The 16135-nt window shown below is 63.1% G+C and carries 14 protein-coding genes; 5 read left to right on the top strand and 9 right to left on the bottom strand.

All coding sequences use genetic code 11. From position 1 onward, the window contains the following. Positions 1-30 precede the first annotated feature (30 nt). Positions 31-1758, top strand: coding sequence for a methanol/ethanol family PQQ-dependent dehydrogenase (locus ACLFLU_RS30370; RefSeq protein WP_426408409.1), 1728 nt, complete (start codon positions 31-33; stop codon positions 1756-1758). Positions 1759-1906: 148 nt separating this feature from the next. Here ACLFLU_RS30370 and ACLFLU_RS30365 read toward each other — a convergent pair whose 3' ends face one another. The 6 genes from ACLFLU_RS30365 to xoxF5 form a co-directional block, all read right to left on the bottom strand. Beyond that, positions 1907-4219 carry a molybdopterin cofactor-binding domain-containing protein gene (locus ACLFLU_RS30365; protein WP_426408408.1) on the bottom strand — a complete coding sequence of 771 codons (2313 nt, stop codon included), beginning with the start codon at positions 4217-4219 and terminating at the stop codon, positions 1907-1909. 1 nt (position 4220) lies between these two features. Continuing rightward, positions 4221-4673 (bottom strand): (2Fe-2S)-binding protein, encoded by a 453-nt coding sequence (locus ACLFLU_RS30360; RefSeq protein WP_128950514.1) that lies wholly within the window; start codon positions 4671-4673, stop codon positions 4221-4223. 630 nt (positions 4674-5303) lie between these two features. After that, positions 5304-5864 carry an S-(hydroxymethyl)glutathione synthase gene (gfa, locus tag ACLFLU_RS30355; protein ID WP_426408407.1) on the bottom strand — a complete coding sequence of 187 codons (561 nt, stop codon included), beginning with the start codon at positions 5862-5864 and terminating at the stop codon, positions 5304-5306. A gap of 33 nt (positions 5865-5897) precedes the next feature. Continuing rightward, positions 5898-7007: an S-(hydroxymethyl)glutathione dehydrogenase/class III alcohol dehydrogenase gene (locus ACLFLU_RS30350; RefSeq protein WP_200472900.1), complete on the bottom strand. Its 1110-nt coding sequence runs from the start codon at positions 7005-7007 to the stop codon at positions 5898-5900. 61 nt (positions 7008-7068) lie between these two features. Further along, positions 7069-7557, bottom strand: coding sequence for a c-type cytochrome, methanol metabolism-related (locus tag ACLFLU_RS30345; protein ID WP_426414104.1), 489 nt, complete (start codon positions 7555-7557; stop codon positions 7069-7071). A 111-nt stretch (positions 7558-7668) separates the two neighbouring features. After that, positions 7669-9474 (bottom strand): lanthanide-dependent methanol dehydrogenase XoxF5, encoded by a 1806-nt coding sequence (gene xoxF5 / locus ACLFLU_RS30340; RefSeq protein WP_426408406.1) that lies wholly within the window; start codon positions 9472-9474, stop codon positions 7669-7671. A 512-nt stretch (positions 9475-9986) separates the two neighbouring features. Between xoxF5 and ACLFLU_RS30335 the strand changes: the two genes are divergently transcribed. Next, the gene (locus ACLFLU_RS30335) at positions 9987-10955 is read left to right on the top strand and encodes a helix-turn-helix domain-containing protein (protein ID WP_426408405.1); all 969 of its coding nucleotides are present in this window, start codon (positions 9987-9989) and stop codon (positions 10953-10955) included. A 239-nt stretch (positions 10956-11194) separates the two neighbouring features. Here ACLFLU_RS30335 and ACLFLU_RS30330 read toward each other — a convergent pair whose 3' ends face one another. From ACLFLU_RS30330 to ACLFLU_RS30320, 3 genes are read right to left on the bottom strand one after another with little or no spacing between them, the layout of a single operon-like run. Continuing rightward, positions 11195-12121 carry a substrate-binding periplasmic protein gene (locus ACLFLU_RS30330; protein WP_426408404.1) on the bottom strand — a complete coding sequence of 309 codons (927 nt, stop codon included), beginning with the start codon at positions 12119-12121 and terminating at the stop codon, positions 11195-11197. Further along, the gene (locus tag ACLFLU_RS30325) at positions 12118-12471 is read right to left on the bottom strand and encodes a c-type cytochrome (RefSeq protein ID WP_426408403.1); all 354 of its coding nucleotides are present in this window, start codon (positions 12469-12471) and stop codon (positions 12118-12120) included. Before ACLFLU_RS30325 ends, ACLFLU_RS30330 begins: the two co-directional genes overlap by 4 nt. A 12-nt stretch (positions 12472-12483) precedes the next feature. Beyond that, the gene (locus tag ACLFLU_RS30320; RefSeq protein ID WP_426408402.1) at positions 12484-14148 is read right to left on the bottom strand and encodes a methanol/ethanol family PQQ-dependent dehydrogenase; all 1665 of its coding nucleotides are present in this window, start codon (positions 14146-14148) and stop codon (positions 12484-12486) included. 333 nt (positions 14149-14481) lie between these two features. Between ACLFLU_RS30320 and ACLFLU_RS30315 the strand changes: the two genes are divergently transcribed. The 3 genes from ACLFLU_RS30315 to ACLFLU_RS30305 all read left to right on the top strand — a co-directional run bounded on the left by ACLFLU_RS30315 (position 14482) and on the right by ACLFLU_RS30305 (position 16057). Beyond that, positions 14482-14874 carry a calcium-binding protein gene (locus tag ACLFLU_RS30315; RefSeq protein ID WP_426408401.1) on the top strand — a complete coding sequence of 131 codons (393 nt, stop codon included), beginning with the start codon at positions 14482-14484 and terminating at the stop codon, positions 14872-14874. Positions 14875-15045: 171 nt separating this feature from the next. Beyond that, positions 15046-15126 (top strand): pyrroloquinoline quinone precursor peptide PqqA, encoded by an 81-nt coding sequence (gene pqqA / locus ACLFLU_RS30310; protein WP_012029362.1) that lies wholly within the window; start codon positions 15046-15048, stop codon positions 15124-15126. Between the two features lie 25 nt (positions 15127-15151). Next, a complete protein-coding gene (locus tag ACLFLU_RS30305) occupies positions 15152-16057 on the top strand; it encodes a hypothetical protein (protein WP_426408400.1) in 906 nt (301 codons plus the stop codon). Positions 16058-16135: the final 78 nt, after the last annotated feature.

Here is a 16135-nt window from a genome sequence, read left to right as displayed (position 1 = left end):
AATTCAAACGGATGAAAAAGGGGAACGTCCATGACCAGGAAGCAATTACTGCTATCCGGCTTCGTCGCCTTCACGTGTGTCGCCTCGACCGCCGCGATCGCGGGCCCGATCGAGAGCTATGCGCCCGTCACCCAGCAGCGCCTGGAGAATCCGGAACCAGGCAACTGGATGCTCTATCGGCGCACCTATGACGGGCAGGGCTATAGCCCGCTCGACCAGATCAACACCACCAACGTCAAGGATCTCACGCCGGTCTGGACCTTTGCCACCGGCGTGGTCGAGGGCCACGAGGCGCCGCCGATCGTCAACAACGGTGTAATGTTCGTGGCAACGCCGATGGGGCAGGTGATCGCGCTGAACGCGAAGACCGGCGATGAATATTGGCGCTACAAGCGGCAGCTCCCCGACGATCTGTTCCAGCTGCATCCGACCAGCCGCGGCGTCGGCCTGTGGGAGGACAAGCTTTATCTCGCCACCACCGACGACCATGTCGTCGCACTCGATGCCAAGACCGGCAAGGTGGTGTGGGATACCAAAGTGCAGGATTACAAGAAGGGTCAGTACATGACCCTGATGCCACTGATCGTCGACGGCAAGGTCATCGTCGGCGGTTCCGGCGGCGAACTCGGCGTGCGCGGTTACGTCGTCGCCTACGATGCCAATGACGGCAAGGAATTGTGGCGCACCTTCACCATTCCCGGCGAGGGCGAGCCCGGTCATGACACCTGGCAGGGCGACGACTGGAAGACCGGCGGCGGCTCGGCCTGGATGACCGGCAATTACGACAAGGACACCAAGACGATCTATTGGGGTGTCGGCAACGCCGCGCCGTGGCCCGGCGAAACCCATCCCGGCGACAATCTCTATACCTCGTCGGTGCTCGCGCTCGATCCCAGCAACGGCAAGATCAAGACCTATCACCAGTACCACCAAAACGATTCCTGGGACTGGGACGAGGTCGACGCGCCGATGCTCGTCGATTTGCAGCGCGACGGCCGCACCTTCAAGAGCCTGATCCATCCGGGGCGCGACGCGATCTTCTGGGTGCTCGAGCGCACACCGACCAAGATCAACTACGTCGCCGGCTGGCCGTTCGTCGCCACCGACGTCTGGAAGGGCATCGACGCCGAAAGCGGGCGTCCGATCGTCGATCCCGATCACAAGCCGGCGATCGGCAAGCGCGTCGAGTTCTGTCCGTCACTGTGGGGCGGCAAGGACTGGCCGTCGGCGGCCTATAGCCAGAAGACCGGCCTCGTCTATGTTCCCGCCAACGAGAATTTCTGCGGCGGCTTCACCGGCGAGAAAGTGCCGCTCAAGCCAGGCGAGCTCTGGCTCGGCACCAAACCGGAGGATATCGGGTTGAAGGCGAAGCCCGGCGCTGATCATTTCGGCGAGCTGCAGGCCTGGGATCCCGCGACGGGCAAGAAGGTGTGGCAGCACAATTTCCCGAAGTCGCAGCTGTTCGGCTCGGTGACGGCGACAGCAGGCGATCTCATCTTCGCCGGCGGCACCAACGACCGCAACTTTCGCGCCTTCAACGCCAAGACCGGCGAAGTGCTGTGGGAGCAGAAGACCAACTCCGGCATCATGGCCATGCCGGTGTCGTATGAGATCGACGGCACGCAATACGTCGCGATCCAGTCGGGTTGGGGCGTGGACGCACAGCGCATCCAGGACGCGCTCGCGACCAACAACATCGGCATCGAGTCCAATGTGCCGCAAGGCGGCGTGATCTGGGTGTTCGCGCTGAAGAAATAAGCTCCGCGGCGGATCGAAGTAGGCGGAGCGTGTGGGGGGAAATGCGGCGGACGGCAACGTCCGCCGCATTTTGCGCGCGAGCCGCGGCCGCCACCCTCTCCCACAAGGGGAGAGGGCACATCGGCTGGCAAACGCCTGCGAGCGCGCCTCAAGCCTCCAACTGCTTGCCGATCGGCAACGCGCGGATGCGCTTGCCGGTCGCGGCGAAGATCGCGTTCATCAGCGCCGGTGCGAACGGCGGCACGCCGGGCTCGCCGACGCCGCTCGGCGGCGTGTCGGGTCCGGGCGGCACGATGTAGACGTTGGTCATCAGCGGGGCCTCGTCCATCCTGATGACCTGGAAGTCGTCAAAATTCTTCTGCTCGACCTTGCCGTCCTTGAAGGTGACCGCGCCATACTTGGCGAGGCTCAGGCCCATGATCGCGGCGCCCTCGATCTGTGAGGCGATGCGCTCGGGGTTGACATAGGTGCCGCAGTCGATCGCAGTGTCGACCCGCGGCACAGTCAGCTTGCCCTTGTCGTCGACGGCCACCTCGACGATGGTCGCGATGTAGCTGACGAAGCTGCGGTGCACGGCGATGCCGAGGCCGTGGCCCTTCGGCACCTGACGGCCCCATTCGCCCTTCTCGGCGACCAACTCGACCACCTTGCGCAGGCGCGCGGTATCGATCGGGTAGCTGTCATAGGGCTCGCCGTAGTTCCAGAGATCTTTCACCGCTGGCTTGACGATGCGGGGGCTGCCGATCAGGGCAAGCAACGTCTCCTTCTGGTCGCGGCCGGTCGCGTTCGCGATCTCGCCGACCATCGACTGCACCGCAAAGGCGCGCGGGATGTTCGAGACCGAACGGAACCAGCCGATGCGGGTGAACGCGGCAGCTTCCGGGTTCTCGCAGGAGATATTGGCGATCTCGAACGGCATGTCGACGAGGCCCATGCCGAGCTCGAACGCTGCTGCGTGATTGGCCCCGGCGGCGAAGGTCGAGGCGATGGTGGGCGCCACGCTGCGATGACGCCAGGCGATCACCTTGCCGTCCTTGTCGAGCCCCGCCTCGATGCGTTCGACCGAGACGGTGTGCAGGAAGTCGTGATGGAGGTCGTCCTCACGGGTCCATTGCACCTTCACCGGCGCGCCCAGCTCCTTCGACAGCAGCGCGGCCTCGAGCGCGAAGTCGCATTTCGACTTGCGGCCGAAGCCGCCGCCGAGCAGCGTGACGTTGACGGTGACATTTCCCTCGGGGATGCCGAGCGTCTTGGCGACATCCTCGCGCGTGCCGCCGGGGCTCTGCACCGGCGCCCAGATTTCCGCCTTGTCGCCCTTGACGTCGGCGACCGCGACCGGTGGCTCCATGCTGACATGGGCCAGATGCGGCAGGTAATATTCGCCGATCACGACCTTGGCGGCGGCCTTCAGCGCGGCGTCCGCGTCGCCCTCCTGGCGCACGACGAGGCCCGGCTTGCGCGAGGCCTCCTCGAGCTCCTTGCGGTAGGCGACCGAGTCGTATTTGCCGTTGGCACCGTCGTCCCAGACGAGCTTCAGCGCATCGCGGCCCTTGATCGCAGCGCCGGTGTTGCGCGCGATCACCGCGACGCCGCCAAGCGGCTGGAACTTCGAGGGCCACGGCCAACCGCGGACCTGCATCACCTTCTCGACGCCGGAGATCTTCATCGCCTCAGCCGGGTCGAACGAGACGAGCTTGCCGCCGGTGACCGGCGGCCGCGCGATCACGGCGTACTTCATGCCGGGCAGACGCACATCCGCGCCGTAGCCGGCCTTGCCGGTGGTGATGTCGTGGAGATCGACGATGCCGACCTGGCCCTTGGTCAGATAGCGGAAGTCCTTGGGGTCCTTCAGCTTGAGGCCTTCGATGCTCGGCACCGATTCCTTGGCGGCGTCGGCCGCGAGTTCGCCGAAGCCGAGCTTGCGTCCGCTGGCGCTGTGGACGACCTCGTGATTGACCGCCTTCACCTCGGTCGCCGGAACGCCCCAGCGTTTTGCGGCGGCCTGCTCCAGCATGGTGCGGGCGGAGGCGCCGATCTGGCGCATCGGAATCAAATAGTGTCGCGTGCTGCGCGAGCCGTCGGTGTCCTGATTGCCGAACTTGACCTCGTCGCCATGGGCCTGTTGCACCTTCACCTTGGACCAGTCGGCCTCCATTTCCTCGGCCACGATCAGCGGCAGGCTGGTGCGCACGCCGGTGCCCATCTCGGAACGGTGGGCGAGGATGGTGACGGTGCCGTCGGGCGCGACCGCGACGAAGACGCGTGGATCGACCACGACGCCATGCGGCATCTTGCCGGCGCCGGTCTCATAGGCGAAGGCCTGGCGCGACATCACGGGGGCGGCGAGCACGAAGCCGCCGGTGACGCCGAGCCCCTTCAGGATGCTGCGGCGCGAGACCTTCTCGACCTTCAGATTCTTTTCGAAGCCACGAAGCTTCCGGGGATTGTCGATGAAATTCATGTCACACTCCCGTCGATGCGAGGTGGACGGCGTTCTCGATGCGCTGGTAGCAGCCGCAGCGGCAGATGTTGCCGGACATCGCCTCGCGGATCTGGTCGTGCGAAGGTTTTGGGTTGTCCATCAGCAGTGCGGCGGCCTGCATGATCTGGCCGGCCTGGCAGAAGCCGCATTGGGGAACGTTGACCTGGCGCCATGCCTTCTGGACGGGATGATCGCCATCGGGATGCAGCCCCTCGATCGTGGTGACCTCGCGCCCGGCGACGTCGTTGATCGAGGTGATGCAGGAGCGCACCGCCTCCTTGTCGACGATGACGGTGCAGGCGCCGCACAGGGCCTGGCCACAGCCGAACTTGGTGCCGGTGAGCCCGGCCTCGTCGCGCAGGAACCAGAGTAGCGGGAGATCCGGGTCGCCGTCCCAGCTCTGTTCCTGGCCGTTGATCTTCACCTTGATCATGATCGTCCCTCGCTCTTCATAAGCTTTGCCGATTTGGGTTTGTCGACGTCGGTCGGCACCATGGTCGGTGCGCCGTCGCGGCCGCACTCCGGCCCGTTGTCCCGCGCGGGCAGATCCCGGCAGGGGGCAGGAAAGCGAATCGCAATGTCCGGATGTGCTCGATACCTCCCGTTTTGTTCTTAGTTGATTGAAGTTCGCGCGGCATCGTCACGCCGCGATCGTATCAGAGATCGGATCGCGGCGGTATTCACAGCCGGGTGTTCTCGACGTGAGATTGCATCCGTGATTTGTCAAAAGCAGGGCGCGGCAAGACGTCGCGCGTTTTGTGCAACTACAAAATGAGATTCGAAGTGAAAAAAGGCTTCGTCCGCCAGAGGGACTGCGCGGACGAAGCAGGATGCCTCAGTCGAGGGAGGGAGAAACGCAGGACGCTGACTTCAAGAACGAAGGAGGCGGCACTGCGCAGTCATTCAGAGACCAGGACTGAGGAGCGGAACGCGCTTGCATACGCAAAGTGCACAGGCGGCAACATTGGCCGCAATCATTCGAGAGCCACACCTGTCCGGCTCGCTGGCGGCGGTTGCGGCCAGCGAGCGGAGAGAGGCGTGGCCAACGTCTGGACGGCCCTGTTCAGGCGGCCTTGGCTTTCGCAACGTGGGTCGCGATCGCGTCCATCAGCGCCGGCGACAGGCAGTCATAGGGCTCGAGGCCGATTTCCTTCAGCCGCGACCGGATGCCGGCCATCTGCTCAGGCTTCACGCCCGATTCGATCACAGAGGAGACGAAGGCGGCGAATTGCGGCGCCTGCGAGCCCTGCTCCTGGAACAGCTCCGGATGGATGAAATCGAGACCGTAGAACGGGTGGTTCTTGTTCTCGATGCGGCCATACATGTGCGTGCCGCAAGCCTTGCAGGCGTGACGCTGGATCACCGCCGAGGCGTCGACGATCTGGAGCTTGTCGCCGTTCTCGAGCACGGTGAGATTCTGGCGCGGCACCACCGCGACCACAGAGAAGTTCGCGCCCTCCGGCTTCCAGCACTTGGTGCAGCCGCAGGCGTGGTTGTGCGCCACGTCGCCCTTGATGCCGACCTTGACCTGATGGTCCTTGCATTTGCAGGCGAGTGTGCCGCCGGCAAAGTGGCCGGTGCCTTGTTTGATACCGTTGTCGATCGAGGGATGGAGTGCAGTCATGAGTCGATCCTCCTTGGGTGTGACGCTTGCGAGCTAGAACACGACGACTGAACGAATGGATTTACCCTCGTGCATCAGGTCGAAGCCCTTGTTGATGTCTTCGAGCTTGAGCGTGTGGGTGATCATTGGATCGATCTGGATCTTTCCGTTCATGTACCAGTCGACGATCTTCGGCACGTCGGTGCGGCCACGGGCGCCGCCGAAGGCGGTGCCGCGCCAGTTGCGGCCGGTGACGAGCTGGAACGGACGGGTTGCGATCTCCTTGCCGGCTTCGGCGACGCCGATGATGATCGAGGTGCCCCAGCCGCGATGGCAGGCTTCCAGCGCCTGGCGCATCACCGTGGTGTTGCCGGTGCAGTCGAACGTGTAGTCGGCACCACCGTCGGTCAGGGTGACCAGATGCGGGACGATGTCGCCGGTGATCTTCTTCGGGTTGACGAAGTCGGTCATGCCGAACCGGCGGCCCCATTCCTCCTTGGAGTCGTTGACGTCGACGCCGATGATCTTGTCGGCGCCGGCCATCTTGGCGCCCTGGATCACGTTCAACCCGATGCCGCCGAGGCCGAACACGACGACGTTGGAGCCCGGCTCGACCTTGGCGGTGTTGACGACGGCGCCGACGCCGGTGGTGACGCCACAGCCGATATAGCAGCTCTTGTCGAAGGGGGCGTCCTCGCGGATCTTCGCCACCGCGATCTCGGGCAGCACCGTGAAGTTGGAGAAGGTCGAGCAGCCCATATAGTGATAGATCGGCTTGCCCTTGTAGGAGAAGCGGCTGGTGCCGTCGGGCATCACGCCCTTGCCCTGCGTCGCGCGGATCGCGGTGCAGAGATTGGTCTTCTGGCTCAGACAGCTTTTACACTGGCGGCATTCCGGCGTGTAGAGCGGAATGACGTGATCGCCCGGCTTCACGGAGGTCACGCCCGCACCGATCTCGCGGATGATGCCGGCGCCCTCATGGCCGAGGATCGACGGGAAGATTCCTTCGCTGTCGAGACCGTCGAGCGTGTAGGCGTCGGTATGGCAGATGCCCGTTGCCTTGATCTCGACCAGGACTTCGCCGGCCTTCGGTCCTTCCAGATCGACTTCGACGATCTCGAGTGGTTTCTTGGCTTCAAAAGCGACGGCGGCACGTGTCTTCATCGGTAACTCCTCAAATTCTCGCAGGGCGCCGAGACTTGAGTCTCAGCCGGGCCCCAAACGTTCACTTCTTGCCCATGCACGAGTCTTCATTCTTGGTATAGGCGTCGTTCTTGTCCTCATGCTTGCCGGGGCGGGCGCGACCCCAGGCCTCGTCGGAGCGGGCGCGCAGATAGACGTAGAGATCGTCCATGTAGCAGGCGACGTTCGGGTTATCTCCGAAGGCCGGCATCACGTTTTCTGCGGCGGTGGAGATGTTCTTGCGGCCCGAGGCGACGACGCCGAGAAAATCGGCATAGCTCATCGTCTTGAGCGAATCCTTCAGTGCGGGCGCGTAGGTCGAGCCCATGCCATCCGGGCCATGACACACATGGCAGTCCGAGTGATAGCGGCGGTATCCGGAATAGGTGTACCAGTCGACGGAGTCGCCGTTGATCTTGTAGGTCGGGTTACCCTCCTTATCGAGCCATTCGCCAGTTTCGTTCTGCTTGACGGCGGTCGGGTCGCCCGAGCCGTCCGCGACAGCAATTCCTCCGGACGCAACGAAGATCATCGCAGCAATGACAGAGCAGATTTTACGCAAGAGGTGTTCCTCGAAGGCATCAGGTGGAGACGAGCCGGCGCGTGGAGTTGATCCACGCGCCGGAGCGATACGGAGGTAAGGCTAGTTCGCGGGCAGCGAGAACACGGTCAGCGTACCGCCGAGTGCCGTGTAGTTGCTGAGCGCGGCGTAGCCACCGACTGCACCGAGACCTGCGGTCGGATCAGTCAGGCCAGCTGCCAGACCGATGCCGGCCCAGCCGCCCACGCCGGAGAGCACTGCGACATACTGCTTGCCGCCGTTCTCGTAGGTGGTGACGTTGCCGATGATGCCGGAAGGAGTCTTGAACTTGTAGAGCTCCTTGCCGGTCTTGGCGTCGACTGCCTTCAGGTAGCCTTCGAGCGTGCCGTAGAACACCACGCCGCCGGCGGTTGCGAGCGCACCCGACCAGACCGAGAACTGCTCCTTGTTCGACCAGACGATCTTGCCGGTCTTGCCGTCCCAGGCGATGAAGTTACCCATATGGGTATCGCCCTGCGGCGGATACATCGAGAGCGTCGCGCCCACATAGGGCTGGCCCGCGGTGTAACTCACCTTGAACGGTTCGTAGTCCATGCAGACGTGGTTGGTCGGAACGTAGAACAGCTGCGTGTCGGGCGAGTAGGCCGCCGGCTGCTCGTCCTTGGTGCCGAGCGCGGCCGGGCAGATGCCCTTCACGTTGTGATCTTCGCCGGCCTTGTCGGTCGAAGCTGCGTCGAGCACCTTCGGACGGCCATAGGTGGCGGAGTTCTTGTCCATGTCGACGCCGGAGGTCCAGTTCACCTTCGGATCGTACTTTTCGGCAACCAGCAGTTCGCCGTTGGTGCGATCGAGCGTGTAGCCGAGACCGTTACGATCGAAGTGTGTCAGCAGCTTGCGCGGCTGGCCGTTGATCGACTGATCCGACAGGATCATCTCGTTGACGCCGTCATAGTCCCATTCGTCATGCGGCGTCATCTGGTAGACCCATTTGGCGACGCCGGTGTCCGGGTTACGTGCCCAGATCGTCATCGACCATTTGTTGTCACCGGGACGCTGCTTCGGATTCCAGGTCGAGGGGTTGCCCGACCCGTAATAGACGAGGTTCAGCTCGGGATCGTAGGAGATCCAGCCCCAGGTCGCGCCTCCGCCGATCTTCCACTGATCGCCTTGCCAGGTCTTCAAGCTGGAATCCTTGCCGACCGGCTTGCCGAGTGCGGTGGTCTTGTCGTCGACCAGGATCTGGTCATCCGGGCCTTCCGAATAGCCGCGCCAGGCGACCTTGCCGGTCTTGATGTCGTAGGCGGTCATGTGGGCCTGAACGCCAAACTCGCCGCCGGAGATGCCGACTAGCACCTTGTCCTTGACGACCATCGGTGCCGAAGTGCCGGTCTCGCCCTTGCTGGGATCGCCGTTCTTGGCGGTCCATGCAACCTGACCGGACTTGGCGTCGAGCGCGACCAGGGTCGTGTCGGCCTGATGCAGGAAGATCTTGCCGTCGCCGTAAGACAGGCCGCGGTTAACCGTATCGCAGCACATCACCGGGATGACGTTCGGATCCTGCTTCGGCTCGTACTTCCAGACGATCTTGTTCTCGTTGGAAAGGTCAATGGCGTAGACCTTGTTCGGGAACGGCGTATGGACGTACATCATGTTGCCGATGATCAGCGGGCCGCCTTCGTGGCCGCGCAGCACGCCGGTCGAGAAGGTCCAGGCAACCTGGAGCTTGCCGACATTTTGTGCGTTGATCTGGTTGAGCTTGGAGTAGCGGGTATTGGCATAGTCGCCTGTCGGCATCACCCAGTCTTTCGGGTTCTGCGACATCTTGTTCAGCTCGTCGTTGGCTGACGCGCTGCCGACGGCGAGAGCCGCCGCGGATCCAAGAAAGGTCGCCAGTAGTACCTTGCGCATAGTCATTCCTCCGTTGGTCTCGTTTATTGTTTCCGAAGCATTGCTCAATCACCGGGCTTCTCGTCCGGCGTCTGCTCGTGCAGGGCGGTCACGTTGGGGACCAGAAACGATGCTGTGCTGTCTCCTCCTCCGATGAGAGCTACGGGTCCACGTGCAGGAGCGGCCCGTTCTTTTTGTTCCTGCCGCAATCCCTAACGACTTCGTCAACGGGAAACTTGCCCAAGAGTGAACCCGCTTTGCTCGACAGCGCACGGAGACAAAGTTTTTGATTTTGCAGTAGCGAATTCAGCGGCTTCCGTGCGGCCCGGTGCCGCGTGCAACGATCAGGTTCCCCTTGACGGCGGTGCAACTAAGGCGGAGGATTAACGTTCAAGAGTGGCGAAGGAACGATGGCGCTCGTTTCAAAAGACCGCCCAAATTTGAGGTAAACGTCACGCAATCATGGCTGAGGCTCCAGCAGGCGCTTGCCGCGATTCGCGTCGAATCTCCGGGTATCACCAGTGGCTGGATTAATGTCCGACACAATTCACACGCTCTCGACGACCGGACTGACGCCGAAGCGACAGATCCAGAGCTGGATCGACGGGCTGACGAGTCTGTGCGGGCACTTCGATGTCGATCCGCTGGAAGCATCCTCGCTCGAAGGGCGCATCGACTACACCAGCGTCTCGCGCCTGAAGCTTTGTCAGATCGAGGTCAGCCAGCATCGCATCGCGCACACGCTGGCGCGCGCCAAGGCCAATGAACACCCGTACATCAAAATTCACTTCCAGACATATGGCGTGTCCTATTTCGAGCAGGAAGGCCGCCACATCGAGCTGAACCCTGGCGACATCATCGCCTATGACGTCTCATGCCCGCATCTGATCGTCAGTCCCGCCTTCACGCGCCACGACGTGGTGATCGTGCCGAAGGCGCTGCTGCGCGATCGCGGCTTCCCGTCGCAGCGCATGCCGGCCTGCAAGTTGTCGGCGAAGACGGGGACGGGGCGGATCGCCCATGATTTCGTCCATGCCACGTTCGACGAGGCGGCGAAGCTGTCGGCCAACAGCGCGGTCGGTGTTGCCGATTCGCTGATCGACCTGTTGCTGCTGCCGCTGCGCGAAGCCGACACGATGTTCGATCGGGTCGGGCCTGAGGCGATGTATGTGCGTGCCCAATTTTTCATTCGCGAGCACTTGCGCGATCCCGATCTGTGCATCGACCAGATCTCCGCCGAGCTCGGCTGCTCCAAGCGCTATCTGCACATGCTATTCTCGGAGCGCGGCACCACGGTGAGCGATTACATCTGGCAGGCACGCCTCCAGAACTGCCGCCAGGAGCTCGAGGCGCACGGCGGCAAGACCATCACCGATGTCGCATTCTCCTGGGGCTTCTCCAGCTCATCGCATTTCAGCCGCGTGTTCCGGAAATATTTCGGTGTGGTGCCGTCTTCGATCCACAAGGGGCAACAGGGCGCTGTTGCCGTGGACCAGAACTAGGCCCGCTAGCCACGAGAGCGGCTCAGCGCCGCGTTACACAGCATTCCGCTCCAATGCAGACGCCGCGGGCGCCGGTGCTGCCGGGCGATTCAAAGCCGCGGCGTTCGATCGCGAGCCGCCTCCTCCATCATTCCGGGATGCGTGCGCAGCACGCAGGCCCGGAATCCACCGAGCCGCATGTGCTGGAGCAAAATGGATTCCGGGCTCGCCCTGCAGGCGCCGCGGAATGACGAGAGCGCTCACCGCTGAATGATCTTGGTCCAGACGTCGCCGAGGATCGCCGGCTCGCGCGGCGGCAGATAGGTCAGGCCGGCTTGCTTGCCGAATTCGGCGATCTTGCCCTCGGCCGCAAGATCCGTCAGCGCCTTGTTGACGGCCTCGATCAAGGCAGGATCGCTGCCAAGCCCGACATAGCCGCGATTGGCCCCGATCGGATAGTAATAGCCGGAGGCTGATATCGCCGTGTCGGGATGCGCGGCGCGGTGGGCGTCGTAGCGCGCGAGATCGATCAAGGTCGCATCATAATCGCCGCGATCGAGCGCGCCCAGGAGGTCCTCGCGGGCGGGCACGAGGTGGGTGATGTTGTCGATCAGCCGTCCCTTGTCGAACGTCATCAGGATAGCGTCGCCGAGCGATCCGCTTTCGATCGCGAGGCGAAGACCCGCGAGGTCGCCGATATCGCCGATCTTGCGGCCCTGTGCCTTCGGCCCGAGCACCACCGTCATCGGTGAATAGATGTAAGGCCGGCTCGGCGCGAGGACGCCGAGAGCGACGCGGCGGCGCCGGTCGTCGCGCGTGGCGCCCGCGAAATCCGGCAAGCGCGCCGTCTTCAGGCCGGGCTTGACGAGGGAATCCGTCGTCAGCGCGTAGCCGCCAATCAGCGAGCAGCGGCCATCGGACAGCAGCGCATTGGCCTCGAGCTGCGGGCTCGAATCCTCGTCCAGCTTGCTTTCGAACCACTGGATCCTGAGCGGACGTCCCATCCGGTCTGCGATCGCTTGCGCCAGCAGGACGTCGAAGCCCGAGTCCGGTTTGCCACGGTGATGCGCCGAGAGCGGCGGCCGGTCCTCGTCGAGACAGATGCTCAGGGGATCTGCCGCCCACGCCGCTGTCACTGGGCCCGCGAGCACGATGGCGAGGCCGAGTGCTGCCAGCCGGCCTCTCATGGCTTCCTCCGGCTCGAGATGAAGGCCCAGAGATTTCCGATCTCGTCGTCGCTTAAAATGTCGCCCCACGGTGGCATCTTGTTGTTCTTGCCGTTCTTCACGGTGGTGACGAAGCGCGTTTGGTCGTCGGGAAAGGCGCGCAGGTCCGGCGTGATGGTGCCGGAATTCATCATGTTGGGGCCGTGGCAGTGCGAGCATTTTTCGGCATAGGTCGACTTGCCGTGGTCGATCTGCGCCTGCAGCGGATTGCCATTCGGATCATCCGCGGCACGTACGGTCGCCGCAAGCGCGACCGTCAGCACCGCGACGGTGGCGAGGATCGCCACCGTCTTGTGAGATGTGTCTCTCAACGTGTCTTGCCGCTACTGCTTCACCGCAAAGACCCACAGCGAGCCGCCGGGCGGCACCTTGGCCAGTCGCTCGTCGCCGGAGAACAGCGAGTAGACGCCGCCATAGCCGCTGGTGACGGCGATATACTGCACGCCGTCCTGCTGCCAGGTCACCGGCTGTCCCTCGATGCCGGAGCCGGTCTGGAATTGCCAGAGCTTCTTGCCGGTGTCAGCGTCAAAGGCCTCGAACTCACCGGTCAGCGCACCCGTGAACACGACGCCGCCCGCGGTCGACAGCACGCCGGAGAAGCGCGGGATGTCGCTTGCCGCCTCCCACTTCGCCTTGCCCGTCATCGGATCGATCGCCTTCAGATGGCCGCGCGCGCCGTCACCCCATTCCCAGGGATCGGTCAGGTCCATGCCGAGATACCATTCACCCTGCTTGAAGGTGGCCGGCTCCGACTTGTACCTGCCGCCGAACGCGAGCGTGTTGGCGTAGGCAAGGCCGGTCTGCGGGTTGAACGACATCGGCTCCCAGTTCTTGCCGCCGAGGATCGACGGATAGACGGTGACCTTCTTGCCCTCGCGTGCGCCGGCGACGACATCGGTCTCGATCGGCCGCCCTGTCTTCAGATCGACGCCGGTTGCCCAATTCACCTTCACGTAAGGATTGGCCGCGAGCAGCTTTCCGTTGGTGCGGTCGAGCACGTAGAAGAAGCCGTTGCGGTTGGCGTCCATCAGCACCTTTGTGGGCTTGCCCTCGACGTTCATGTCGGCAAGCACCATCTCGGCAACTGCGTCATAGTCGAACGGATTGTTCGGCGAGAACTGGTAGTGCCACTTGATCTTGCCGGTCTTCGGATCCATCGCCAGCACGGAGCAGGTGTAGAGATTGTCGCCGGGCCGCACAGCCGCGTTGAACGGGCCGGGATTGCCGATGCCCCAATAGACCGTGTTCAGCTCGGGATCATAAGAGCCCGTGATCCAGGTCGAGCCGCCGCCAAGCTTCCAGGTGTCACCCTTCCAGGTGTCGCCGCCGGGCTCATCCGGCGCGGGGACCGAGTGGGTGCGCCAGAGATGCTTGCCCGTTGCCGGATCCCAGCCGTCGATGAAGCCGCGGGTGCCGAACTCGGCGCCGGAGATGCCGGTGATGACGACACCGTCGGCGACCAGCGGAGCCACCGTCATCGAATAGCCTTCCTTGATGTCGGCTGCCTTCTGCCGCCACAGCTCCTTGCCGTCCTTGGCGTCGATCGCGATCACGTTGGCGTCGAGCGTGGTGCGGAACAGCTTGCCCTCGTAGAGCGCGCCGCCGCGATTGATGATGCCGCAGCAGACGATGCGCGGCGTCTCGGCTGGATATTCGATCTTGGATTTCCAGATCTGCTTGCCGGTCTTGGCGTCGACCGCCATGGTCGCGTTGTGGGAGGTCACGTAGATCACGCCCTGGTAGACCAGCGGCTGCGATTCCTCGCTGCGATCGTCGTTGAAGGAGTAATTCCAGACCGGGACGAGGTTCTTGACGGTGTCCTTGTTGACCTGGTTCAGCGTCGAGAAGCGCTGGAGATTGTAGCCCATCCCGTAATTGAGAACGTTCGACGTATCGGTTGCGCCTTTGACCAGTTGATCGGTCGTCTGCGCGCTCGCAACCGAGCATGCGGATATGACGAGGCTCGCGGCCATCGCAAAGCGTTTCATCCGTTCCTCCCAATATGCGCGCCTTTTGACGCTGCGATTGCAACACTCCACTCGAAAGCAAAACCCGTCAATACGAAAGTCGGAAGCGCGCTGCCGATAGTTTGGACGCCAGATGCCAGGCTTGATGCGGTAATCCTCGAAGAATTTTACTCGTCTTGCGCGAATGCGCTGCACCAATTTCCACGGTGCGAAGATTCGCGCAGCGCGAGAATTCTGGTGCGACCGGTTCCGTCGCGGTCGTGGCATCGCAATTCGGCTTGAACCGGGGCCGGCTTGCGGACTTATGCTGTCGCGATCCCCCGCGAATCGGGGCTCATGGTCAGGGAGGTCAAAATGATATCGCGTCGCTCAGTTGCGCTTGCGCTCACGCTCGCTGTGCTCTCCGGTCCGGCCTGGTCGGCATCCGCCGGTGCCGTCAAGATGTTCGACACCGATAATGACGGCACGCTCGATCTGGCCGAGGTGAAGAAGGCGGCCGCCGCGCTGTTCGCAAAGCTCGATCCCGACCATGATGGGACGCTCGACATGCGTGAATTGCGCGGACGGTTAACAGCGAAAGAACTCGCCGCTGCAGACCCCGATCACGACGGGACGCTGACACTCGACGAATATCTTGCCGTGGTGGAGCAGCGCTTCAACGCGGCGAATCCCGACAAGGATGGAACGCTGGATGCGAAGGAGTTGAACTCGCGCGCGGGTCGCGCACTGCTGCGGTTGTTGCGTTGAGAACAGCCGCGCTTGACTGGGAGCGAAGGCGATTTGTCCGAGAGTGAACTGTACGCGCACCGCGCGACCGTTCGCTGTGTTCTCGGTCCGATTCCAGACTTGCGCGGTTGCTGACGCAGCCCTAGGTTTTGCCCGGCGCGATGTCGCGCTCAATACTTGGGGAGACCCCGAATGGCTTGGAAAGCTCCGAAGATCGTGGAAGTGCCGGTCGGCATGGAAATCAACATGTACGCCTGCGCTGCGCGCAAGTAAGACTGAACGACCTGCCGCGGCTTCGATGGCGAATACCGTCGAAGCCGTGGTAGTGTTCGTGATGCGCATTGGAGCCCATACAATCTGGACGGCGGTCGCGTGTACGCTCACGCTCGTGCCACTGTGCGCCAGGGCCGAAGAGGGCTTCGACACCGAACACATCTTCGGCTTCATGATCGGCAGCGATATCGGCAATCCCGGCGAGCGCGAATTCCAGACCCAGACGACGGGACGCTTCGGCAAGGGCGGTGGCACCTATCGCGCCCTCGGCCAGGAAGTCGAGATCGAAATCGTGCCGCTGCCCAATTTTCGCGTCGAGGTCGGCAGCACCGCGACGCTGCATGACATCACCGGCGTCCCTGATATCGACGATCGCCGCCAGTTCAACTTCCAGGGCCTCTCGCTCGACCTACGTTATCGCCTGCTCGACCGCGAGAGCGCCCCGTTCGGGATGACGATCGCCGCCGAGACCCATGGCGACCGCATCGATGAAGTCAGCGGCGCCAAGGGACGGATGTACGGCACCGACTTGACGCTCGCGTTCGATCGCGAGTTGATCCCAAATTTTGCGATCGGCGCGCTCAATTTGATCTACCAGCCGGAATGGACGCGCTTCGAGGTGAGCGGGTTGTCCGAGAAGAGCTCCACCATCGGCGCCGCCTTCGCCGGCATGGTGCGCGTCAGCCCAAACGTGCTGCTCGGCGGCGAGATGCGCTACTTCCGCCAATACGAGGGCATCGGACTCGGCGAGTTCTCAGGGCAAGCCCTGTTCGTTGGGCCGACCGCGTACTTCCAGCTCTCTGAGCAATCACGACTCACCTTGAGTTGGAGCACGCAGGCCTGGGGTCGGCCGGCCGGATCGGGGGCCAATCTCGATCTCGTCAATTTCGAGCGCCACCAGGCGCGCTTGGTGTTCGGGATTAACTTCTAGCAGAGCAGGTTCCAGCGCATCCCTCACGCCGGATTGAAACTTCCGGCTCCTCGGGACGTATCCCTTCTGCTAGACTTA

The sequence above is a fragment of the Bradyrhizobium ganzhouense genome (assembly GCF_049949285.1).
Lineage (GTDB): Bacteria > Pseudomonadota > Alphaproteobacteria > Rhizobiales > Xanthobacteraceae > Bradyrhizobium > Bradyrhizobium ganzhouense.
Note: the sequence above shows the minus strand (reverse complement) of the source record. Positions and strands in the feature narration are given on the sequence as shown.

What these genes read in the sequence shown, in the direction of transcription:
- ACLFLU_RS30370 (WP_426408409.1), top strand. Translation starts at nt 31, where the DNA reads ATGACCAGGAAGCAATTACTGCTATCCGGCTTCGTCGCCTTCACGTGT.
- ACLFLU_RS30365 (WP_426408408.1), bottom strand. Translation starts at nt 4,219, where the DNA reads ATGAATTTCATCGACAATCCCCGGAAGCTTCGTGGCTTCGAAAAGAAT.
- ACLFLU_RS30360 (WP_128950514.1), bottom strand. Translation starts at nt 4,673, where the DNA reads ATGATCAAGGTGAAGATCAACGGCCAGGAACAGAGCTGGGACGGCGAC.
- gfa (WP_426408407.1), bottom strand. Translation starts at nt 5,864, where the DNA reads ATGACTGCACTCCATCCCTCGATCGACAACGGTATCAAACAAGGCACC.
- ACLFLU_RS30350 (WP_200472900.1), bottom strand. Translation starts at nt 7,007, where the DNA reads ATGAAGACACGTGCCGCCGTCGCTTTTGAAGCCAAGAAACCACTCGAG.
- ACLFLU_RS30345 (WP_426414104.1), bottom strand. Translation starts at nt 7,557, where the DNA reads ATGATCTTCGTTGCGTCCGGAGGAATTGCTGTCGCGGACGGCTCGGGC.
- xoxF5 (WP_426408406.1), bottom strand. Translation starts at nt 9,474, where the DNA reads ATGCGCAAGGTACTACTGGCGACCTTTCTTGGATCCGCGGCGGCTCTC.
- ACLFLU_RS30335 (WP_426408405.1), top strand. Translation starts at nt 9,987, where the DNA reads ATGTCCGACACAATTCACACGCTCTCGACGACCGGACTGACGCCGAAG.
- ACLFLU_RS30330 (WP_426408404.1), bottom strand. Translation starts at nt 12,121, where the DNA reads ATGAGAGGCCGGCTGGCAGCACTCGGCCTCGCCATCGTGCTCGCGGGC.
- ACLFLU_RS30320 (WP_426408402.1), bottom strand. Translation starts at nt 14,148, where the DNA reads ATGAAACGCTTTGCGATGGCCGCGAGCCTCGTCATATCCGCATGCTCG.
- ACLFLU_RS30315 (WP_426408401.1), top strand. Translation starts at nt 14,482, where the DNA reads ATGATATCGCGTCGCTCAGTTGCGCTTGCGCTCACGCTCGCTGTGCTC.
- pqqA (WP_012029362.1), top strand. Translation starts at nt 15,046, where the DNA reads ATGGCTTGGAAAGCTCCGAAGATCGTGGAAGTGCCGGTCGGCATGGAA.
- ACLFLU_RS30305 (WP_426408400.1), top strand. Translation starts at nt 15,152, where the DNA reads ATGGCGAATACCGTCGAAGCCGTGGTAGTGTTCGTGATGCGCATTGGA.